This is a genomic window from Pseudomonas sp. 05N434 (assembly GCF_056396965.1).
The window spans coordinates 1-7,523 of sequence record NZ_JBFTMK010000224.1 but is presented as its reverse complement, the minus strand read 5'-3'; the positions used below and the strand labels follow the sequence as shown (position 1 = coordinate 7,523).

Here is a 7,523-nt window from a genome sequence, read left to right as displayed (position 1 = left end):
CTGAAATCCATTAGTGGGGTTGGGCATACTTCGTAGTGTTGAAGGATGCTCCACTGGATGTATCTTCTTTTTTTTACGTCAGCAGCACCATCTATTCTTTGCTTAATAAAAGAGTCTGCTAATCTCTTGGATGCTCCCGAAAGTATCTCAAATCTTGTTTCTAATTCTTGCTTTGTCGTGCGTTCACCTCTGTATATTGACGGATAAAATGTTGAGGCTCCGGCCTTGTTGATGTAGTCATTTGCTTGGCCGCGAAAGAAGAGTAAGTGGTCTTTGTTTATGTAAGATAATTGTGCTACATGCTTCATTAGTTCGCGATATGTGTTTACAGGGAATGCATCGTGTCGACTGATGTCATTTTCCCCAATGTGATTTTTAAGATCTTCCGTTAACGTCCCAGTAATTTTTCGCATTGTTCCTTCCCCGGTTTCCATTGGACCCTGCGAAGCCCTTGGGAAAGATTATAGAACGGAAGTCGCAATAACCGGTGTTTTGACCTCCGAGCAAATGGGACATACATTTTTCATACCATCTGGAACGTCTGATTGAGTGTTTTTCGAGGGGGGCGTAGTTTACTCAATCGGAACGGGGTAGACCCCGCTGGCCTGCCTAGCTCCAGAAGAACGTATATCGGTCCACAACAGATGTTGAGTTCGAATGGGGAGCGAATAGTGTTCTGCACTGATTTCGTGAACTACAAGCGCACTGTTCCCATTTTCCGTAGCGTAGAATCCCCAAAACGCCAGCCCCCACCCGAGACGGACCCTCAATGCAAACCCCAACCAAACCCCAACACCCCCTCTGGCAAACCTACCTCCTATTCCTCGCCCCCATGGCCCTTTCCAACTTCCTCCAGTCCATGTCCGGCACCGTCAACAGCATCTACATTGGCCAATTGCTCGGCACCCAGGCGTTAGCGGCGGTATCGGGCATGTTCCCCGTGGTGTTCTTCTTCATCGCCCTGGTTATCGGCCTCGGTGCGGGCGCTGGGGTGTTGATCGGCCAGGCCTGGGGCGCCCGTGAGCCGCATCTGGTGAAGGCCATCGCCGGTTCGACGTTGCTGTTGGGGGCGATGATCGGGTTGGTGGCGGCGGTGTTGGGCAGTGTGTTTGCCCGGCCGGCGTTGCAGGGGTTGGGCACTCCGGGGGATGTGCTGGACGATGCGGTGGCGTATGCCCATGTGATGATGTGGATTTTGCCGTCGCTGTTGGTGTTTGTGTTGTTCACGCAGTTACTGCGCGGGGTGAGCGATACGCTGTCGCCGTTGTTGGCGCTGGTGGTGTCGACGTGTGTCGGGCTGGCGCTGACGCCGGCGTTGATTCTCGGGTGGTTGGGGCTCCCGCCTATGGGGATTCAGAGTGCGGCGTGGGCGGGGTTGGCGGGTAACTTGTCGGCGATGGGGTGGCTGGCGTGGCGGTTGATTCGCAAGGGACATCCGTTGGCGCCGGATCGGGAGATGTTTGCGGCGATGCGGCTCGACAGGGTCATCCTCGGCAAGGTGTTGCGCATCGGGCTGCCGACCGGGTTGCAGATGGTGGTGCTGTCGTTGTCGGAGCTGGTGATTCTGGCGCTGGTGAACCAGCACGGGTCCCAGGCGACGGCGGCGTACGGGGCGGTGACGCAGATCGTCAATTACGTGCAGTTCCCGGCGCTGTCGATTGCGATCACGGCATCGATCCTCGGCGCGCAGGCGATCGGGGCAGGGCGCCTTGAGCGCATGGGGGAGATTTTGCGCACCGGGTTGTTGATCAACGTGTGCCTGACCGGCGGCCTGGTGCTGTTGGGTTATCTGCTGTCGCACTGGTTGCTGGGCTTGTTTCTTACGGATGATTCCACCCGGGCAATGGCCGAGCACTTGTTGCACATCATGCTCTGGAGCCTGTTGGTATTTGGTTTTCAGGCGATTGTCGGCGGCATCATGCGCGCCAGCGGCACGGTATTGGTGCCGGTAGCGGTGTCGATCGTTTGCGTGGTCGGGGTGCAGTTGCCGGTGGCGTATCTGCTGGATACGCGCTTCGGGCTGCCAGGGGTGTGGATGGCGTTTCCGGTGGCGTATCTGGGCATGCTGATGCTGCAGACGCTGTACTACAAAATGGTCTGGCAGCATCAGAAGATCGAGCGGTTGGTCTAGGGGGCGTTCTCCATTAGTTTCCCGGCCCTTCGGGTTGTGCCTTAAAGCGGGCCAGCCTGCGTTGCAGGCCTTGGAAAGGGAACAATCATTCCCAGCAGCCTGCGCCTTGACTGGCTCGCTTTAAGGCGACAACGCGGCGGGGAAACTAATGGAGAACGCCCCCTAGGCCCTCGACGGCCCCTCAACTATTGCTCTTGAGCCAGGTTTCGAAGCGTGTCGGCCCGACGATGGGGTGCTCTCCCGGCGTCAGCGAGTGGTCATCGATCGGCGCGCCGAAGTAGGGGACCGTGTCGTCCGGTTGGGCCTGGCGCGGGTCGTTGGTGTGTTGCAAAAACAAGCGCACGAACTCCACCAGCGGCCAGCGCTCAGGCCCGGCCACTTCCAGGGTGTTATTGCTCGGCGCTTGCACCGCGACTTTCGCCAGCGCCATCGCGACATCGGTTGCGGCAATCGGCTGCAACGCGGCGGAGGTCAAGCGCACGGTGTCGCCTTCCTGTACGCCCGAGTGGGAAATGGCCCCGATGAACTCGAAGAACTGCGTGGCCCGCAGGATTGTGTAAGGAATGCCTGAGTCCTTGATGAGTTGTTCCTGGGCCATTTTTGCCCGGAAATAGCCGCTGTCGAGCATGCGCGCGGTGCCTACCACCGACAGCGCGACATGGTGTTTGACCCCGGCGGCCTTCTCGGCGGCGAGCAGGTTGCGCCCGGAGGTTTCGAAGAACTCGAGCACGGCAGCATCTTCGAAGGAGGGCGAGTTGGCCACGTCGACCACCACATCGGCGCCTTGCAAGGCGTTTTGCAAGCCCTCGCCGGTGAGGGCGTTGACGCCGGTGCTCGGTGACGCGGCCAGGGTTTCATGCCCCAGGTCTTGCAGGTTTTTGCAGAGCTGCCTGCCGATCAGCCCGGTACCGCCAATCACGACGATTTTCATGACGAGTCTCCCGATGCGTGCGCAGTGGGGTGCGAGGTGTCAGCCCCGCTTGGACATCGTGTTTCTGGTCGGAGTGGGGGGGGGCTGGCTTGGAATCCTGCAACCATTAAAGACCCGGAATGTCCTCAATGGCGCAGAGATTGGAAACTAGTCCGATAGATGGTCGGGCCCGGTCCATCCGGTGCAAACCCATTATTGCTTCTGCTGATTCTCCGCCACAGCAACCTTCGATTTGGAGAACCGATAGAACAGGTTGGGCTCGCTCACAATGTACAGCTCGCCGGAGGTGTCCATGGTCATGCCTTCGGCTTGCGGTATGGTTTTTTTCAGGTCATTCAGGCCGAGCAGGGAGCGGAAGCTGACGAAGTTGCCGTCCTGGTCCAGTTCGGTCACGTTGCTGGATTGCTCGCTCAATAACAGCAAGTGACCGGTCCGCGGATCGTAGTAACCCTCGGAAAGATCCAGGCCGAAGACGCTACGGTCGATCCAGTGGGTCAAGTCCTGGATGTGCACCTGCAACGGGCTGCCGATGGACGCCAGCATGCCCGTGACCGTAAACAGCTGCCGCGGATCGCGCTCCTTGATCGCGAAGATACGATCATTGGCCGCATCATAGGTCACGCCTTCAAAGCCCTTGTTGTGTTCGCTCAGGTTGATCTCGATGGCAACGAACGGGGCGTTCTCGACATGGATCGGGCCAGGGCTGTCCGGCAAGGTGATGACGTACAGTCGCTGCAACTGTTCATCGGCGATCACTACGCGTCCGTTACCCAGGTAAGCAAGGCCTTCGGTGTCCTGGAAGCCGATCAGCGGGTAACGTTCAAGCAGATCGCCGTTGCGGTTCATGGCCACAATCTGCATGGGCCCACCATTGGTGATGCCCAGCAGTCGATCATGGTCCGGGTCATAGGCGATGCCGGACAGATTGGTGATGTCCGCGACAGGCTTGGCCTGGATCACGGCTTTATAGTCCGGCAGCCAGATATTTTTATCGGGCGCCTGATTACCATGCCAAAGAGTTTTCCAGTACGCATACAGCTGCTGGTGAACCATGAAATGTGCAGAAACCACGTAGGCGCCAAGCAATACAACAATGAACAATATCCCCAGCTTCCCTCTCTTGCTCATGACTTGTCCTTGTCCCAGCTGAAGCGATAGACCTTTTTGGGTTGTCCGGGCTGGCATTGGCCGTTATCGGCATCGGCGCCGACGATCGACCATTGCGCGCGAGACGTTTCGCCGAGCTCATGAGCGGCCTCGGGATTGAAACACTTGCTCAGCACTTCGTCCGGGACCAGGGCGTAGGCATCACGGTGTTCGCGTAGCCATTGCGCCGCTTGTTCGACCGAGGAACTGCTCATCCCGAAATGCACGATCGGCTGCCGGGCGAATAACCAGTGGCCCTCGCGCCAGTCGACYAGCACCAGCTCGGCACCGTGGGTCATGGTCGCCGCCTGCGCCATGATCGCTTCGTGGGGGTTGGGACCTTCCTTGATCGGCTCGATGAACCCGCGGGCGAACCACAGAACGAACCAGCTCACCACCAGCGCCTGGAATACCCGCATACCGCGCGGACGCTTTCCGAACCAGCGCTTGAGCAGCCAGGGAATCAGCGGCGCCGCCACCAGCACCAGACCGGGCAACGCCGGATAGATGTACAACTTGCGCTTGCCGGTGCTCAGGCAGAAAAACAGCACCACCAGCACGACCCAGCTCAACAGCACCAGCACTCGACCGTCGTGCTTGCGCAGTTGCTTGCGCCAGGCCGGAACCAGCCACGGCAGGGCCAGCACCAGCGGCAGCCAGTATTGCGGGATCACGTTGACGAAGAAGTACCAGAACGGTTCGCGATGGTCCCACGCGGCGGCATAGCGTCCCGCTGTCTGGCGCAGCAGGATTTCTCGCGCATAGGCGACTTCTTCCGCGGTGCCATTGAGCACAATGGACAGTGCCAGAGGCAGCAGCCAGATCGCGATAGCCCCGAGCGCCACCAGAAAGCCCAGGAACCATTTGCGCTTCTGGCCGGGCATGGCCACCACGCCGGACCAGTTTTTGCGCACCGCGTAGGCATACGGAATCAGCATCAAGGCCGGGACGAAGCCGACCCCTTTGGTGATTATGCCAATGCCCATGGCGGCGCAGCCCACGTAAAACCAGCGCCAGGCTGGCCCGAGCAGCAGGTGCCGCGCCAGTCCGTACAGGCCCAGGGAGGTGAACAGAATCAACAGGCTGTCGATCTGGCCGGTACGCAGGATGCTGTAAGTCTGATAGGTGGCCAGGTACAACAGCGCGGCTATTCGACCGATACGCTGATTCCACAGCCGGCGGCCCAGGTCGTAGACCACGGCCGTGACCGTCGCCGCCGACAACATCCCCGGAATATACAGGGCGAGGGCGGGCAGGCCGGTGAGCCACGCGAAGAACGCCACCATCCACATGAAGACCGGCGGTTTATCGCCGTAGATCTCCGCAGCGCGGTGAGGGATGAACCATGACCCGTTGTGCAGCATCTCCAGCGCTACGCCGAGGAAACGTTCCTCGTCGACGTTTTGCGGTTGACGCAGCCCCAGGCCAGCGCCGATCAACAGCAAGGCAAGCAGCACCAGGCCCAGGCATTCGATGCTGGGCGACAGGGTTTTACGCATGGCTCAGTCCTTCAGGTGTTTGGTGCGGGCAATCAATTGCAAATTGCGCAGATAGACGATGGAACCAAAGGCCTGGCCAGCGATGAACACCGGGTCTGCCCGGTAAATGGCATAAGCGAGCAGCAGGGCGCTGCCGACAATGCTCAGGTACCAGAAACTCACCGGGATCACGCTGCGTTTTTTGTACTCGCTATACAGCCACTGCAGGATGAAGCGACCGGTAAAGGCGATCTGGCCAGCGAAGCCGACCACCAGCCACAGGGTTTCGCGGGAGAGGTTCATCCTTCGATCTCCTGCGCGTTGGTGTTCAACCGCGTGCGCTTGATCAGCCACCACACACCGAACAGGTCAAGAATACCCACCAGGGCGCGGTCGATGTTGCCGTATTTGGACACACCCGCGGTGCGGGGCCGGTGGTTGACCGGGTGGACGATCATTCGGCCGTTGTGACGCTGGATCAGCGCGGGAATGTACCGATGCATGTGGTCGAAGTACGGCAGGCGCAGAAACGCCGCGCGTTCGATCAGCTTCAGCCCGCAGCCGGTGTCCGGGGTATCGTCATTGAGCAGGCGGCGACGCAGCCCGTTGGCAAAACGCGAAGCCCAGCGTTTGCTTGCGGTATCGCGGCGGTTGACCCGGTGCCCGGCTACCAGCTGAACGTCGACCAGACCCTTTTCACCGCGCACCAGCGCCAACATCCCGGGGATGTCCGCGGGGTCGTTTTGACCGTCGCCATCAAGCGTGGCCAGCCATTGCCCCCGGGCGGCGATTGCCGCGTGGTAGAGGGAGGTGCTTTGCCCCAGCGAGCGCTCATGGCGCAGGATGCGCAACGCGTCCAGGCCATTGTTTTTCAGCTGCCGCAGCTCATGCAGGGTGGAGTCGGTGCTRCCATCGTCCACCACAATGATTTCGTAGGCCTCACCGTTCAATGCGGCGTGGACTTCCTCAAGTAACGGCTTGAGGTTGTTTGCTTCATTCTTTGCTGGAATCAATACAGATACAAAAATGTCTTGGCTCATAGAGTCCTCTCCCTTGCTCCCTGGTCTATTTTTATCAAGGGCTAACGTTTTATATCTGATAGAAGTGGCGATACCACTTCACAAATTCCGCTACGCCAGTTTCAACCGCCACTTGAGGGCGGAAATCGACCCACTCGGCCAGCGCCGAAATGTCGGCCCAGGTCTTGATCACATCGCCTGCCTGTAGCGGCATGAAATTGCGTTGGGCCTTGATGCCCAGCGCCGATTCCAGGCAGTCGACAAACTCCAGCAGTGGCACGGGTTGGCCACGGCCGATGTTGAAAATCCGGTTTACGCCAGCGCCCGGCTCGTTCGGCACCGGTGGCTTGGAGCGCAGGCGGGCGACGCTTTCAACGATGTCGTCGACATAGGTGAAATCGCGCGACATCTGGCCATGGTTATAGATGTCGATCGGCAAGCCTTTCAGGATCGCCTCGGTAAACTTGAACAGCGCCATGTCGGGGCGCCCCCAAGGTCCGTAAACGGTGAAAAAGCGCAGGCCGCTGGCCTTCAGGCCATAAAGGTGGCAATAGCTGTGCGCCAGCAGTTCATTGGCGCGTTTGCTGGCGGCGTACAGCGAAATGGGGTGATCGACGGCGTCTTCGACACAGAACGGCATTTTGCTGTTGGTGCCATACACCGAGCTGCTCGAGGCATAGATCAAATGCGCGGGGCGATGGTGCCGGCAAGCTTCCAGCACATTCAGAAAGCCCACCAGATTGGACTGCGCATAGACATCCGGGTTGTCCAGTGAATAGCGAACACCCGCCTGGGCGGCCAGGTGCACAACCTCGGTG

The 7,523-nt window shown here is 59.3% G+C and carries 8 protein-coding genes; 1 reads left to right on the top strand and 7 read right to left on the bottom strand.

Going from position 1 to position 7,523, the window contains the following annotated elements:
* A partial coding sequence (locus tag AC1DLB_RS15630) for a hypothetical protein (protein ID WP_477785240.1) occupies positions 1-434 on the bottom strand: 434 nt, incomplete at its 3' end.
* Positions 435-769: 335 nt separating this feature from the next.
* Between AC1DLB_RS15630 and AC1DLB_RS15625 the strand changes: the two genes are divergently transcribed.
* Positions 770-2,131, top strand: coding sequence for an MATE family efflux transporter (locus AC1DLB_RS15625; RefSeq protein ID WP_477744319.1), 1,362 nt, complete (start codon positions 770-772; stop codon positions 2,129-2,131).
* 181 nt (positions 2,132-2,312) lie between these two features.
* Here AC1DLB_RS15625 and AC1DLB_RS15620 read toward each other — a convergent pair whose 3' ends face one another.
* The 6 genes from AC1DLB_RS15620 to AC1DLB_RS15595 form a co-directional block, all read right to left on the bottom strand.
* Entirely contained in the window at positions 2,313-3,062 is a 750-nt protein-coding gene (locus tag AC1DLB_RS15620; protein WP_477744318.1) for an SDR family oxidoreductase, read from the bottom strand.
* Between the two features lie 192 nt (positions 3,063-3,254).
* Entirely contained in the window at positions 3,255-4,190 is a 936-nt protein-coding gene (locus AC1DLB_RS15615; RefSeq protein WP_477744317.1) for an SdiA-regulated domain-containing protein, read from the bottom strand.
* A complete protein-coding gene (locus AC1DLB_RS15610) occupies positions 4,187-5,707 on the bottom strand; it encodes an ArnT family glycosyltransferase (protein WP_064616901.1) in 1,521 nt (506 codons plus the stop codon). Before AC1DLB_RS15610 ends, AC1DLB_RS15615 begins: the two co-directional genes overlap by 4 nt.
* A 3-nt stretch (positions 5,708-5,710) precedes the next feature.
* On the bottom strand, positions 5,711-5,989 hold the full coding sequence (locus AC1DLB_RS15605) for a lipid-A-disaccharide synthase N-terminal domain-containing protein (RefSeq protein ID WP_018928220.1): 279 nt from the start codon (positions 5,987-5,989) through the stop codon (positions 5,711-5,713).
* Positions 5,986-6,726 carry a glycosyltransferase family 2 protein gene (locus AC1DLB_RS15600; RefSeq protein WP_018928219.1) on the bottom strand — a complete coding sequence of 247 codons (741 nt, stop codon included), beginning with the start codon at positions 6,724-6,726 and terminating at the stop codon, positions 5,986-5,988. The genes AC1DLB_RS15605 and AC1DLB_RS15600 overlap by 4 nt, the downstream gene beginning before the upstream one ends.
* A 49-nt stretch (positions 6,727-6,775) precedes the next feature.
* Positions 6,776-7,523: NAD-dependent epimerase/dehydratase family protein (locus AC1DLB_RS15595; RefSeq protein ID WP_477785239.1), on the bottom strand; the 748-nt coding region annotated here is incomplete at its 5' end.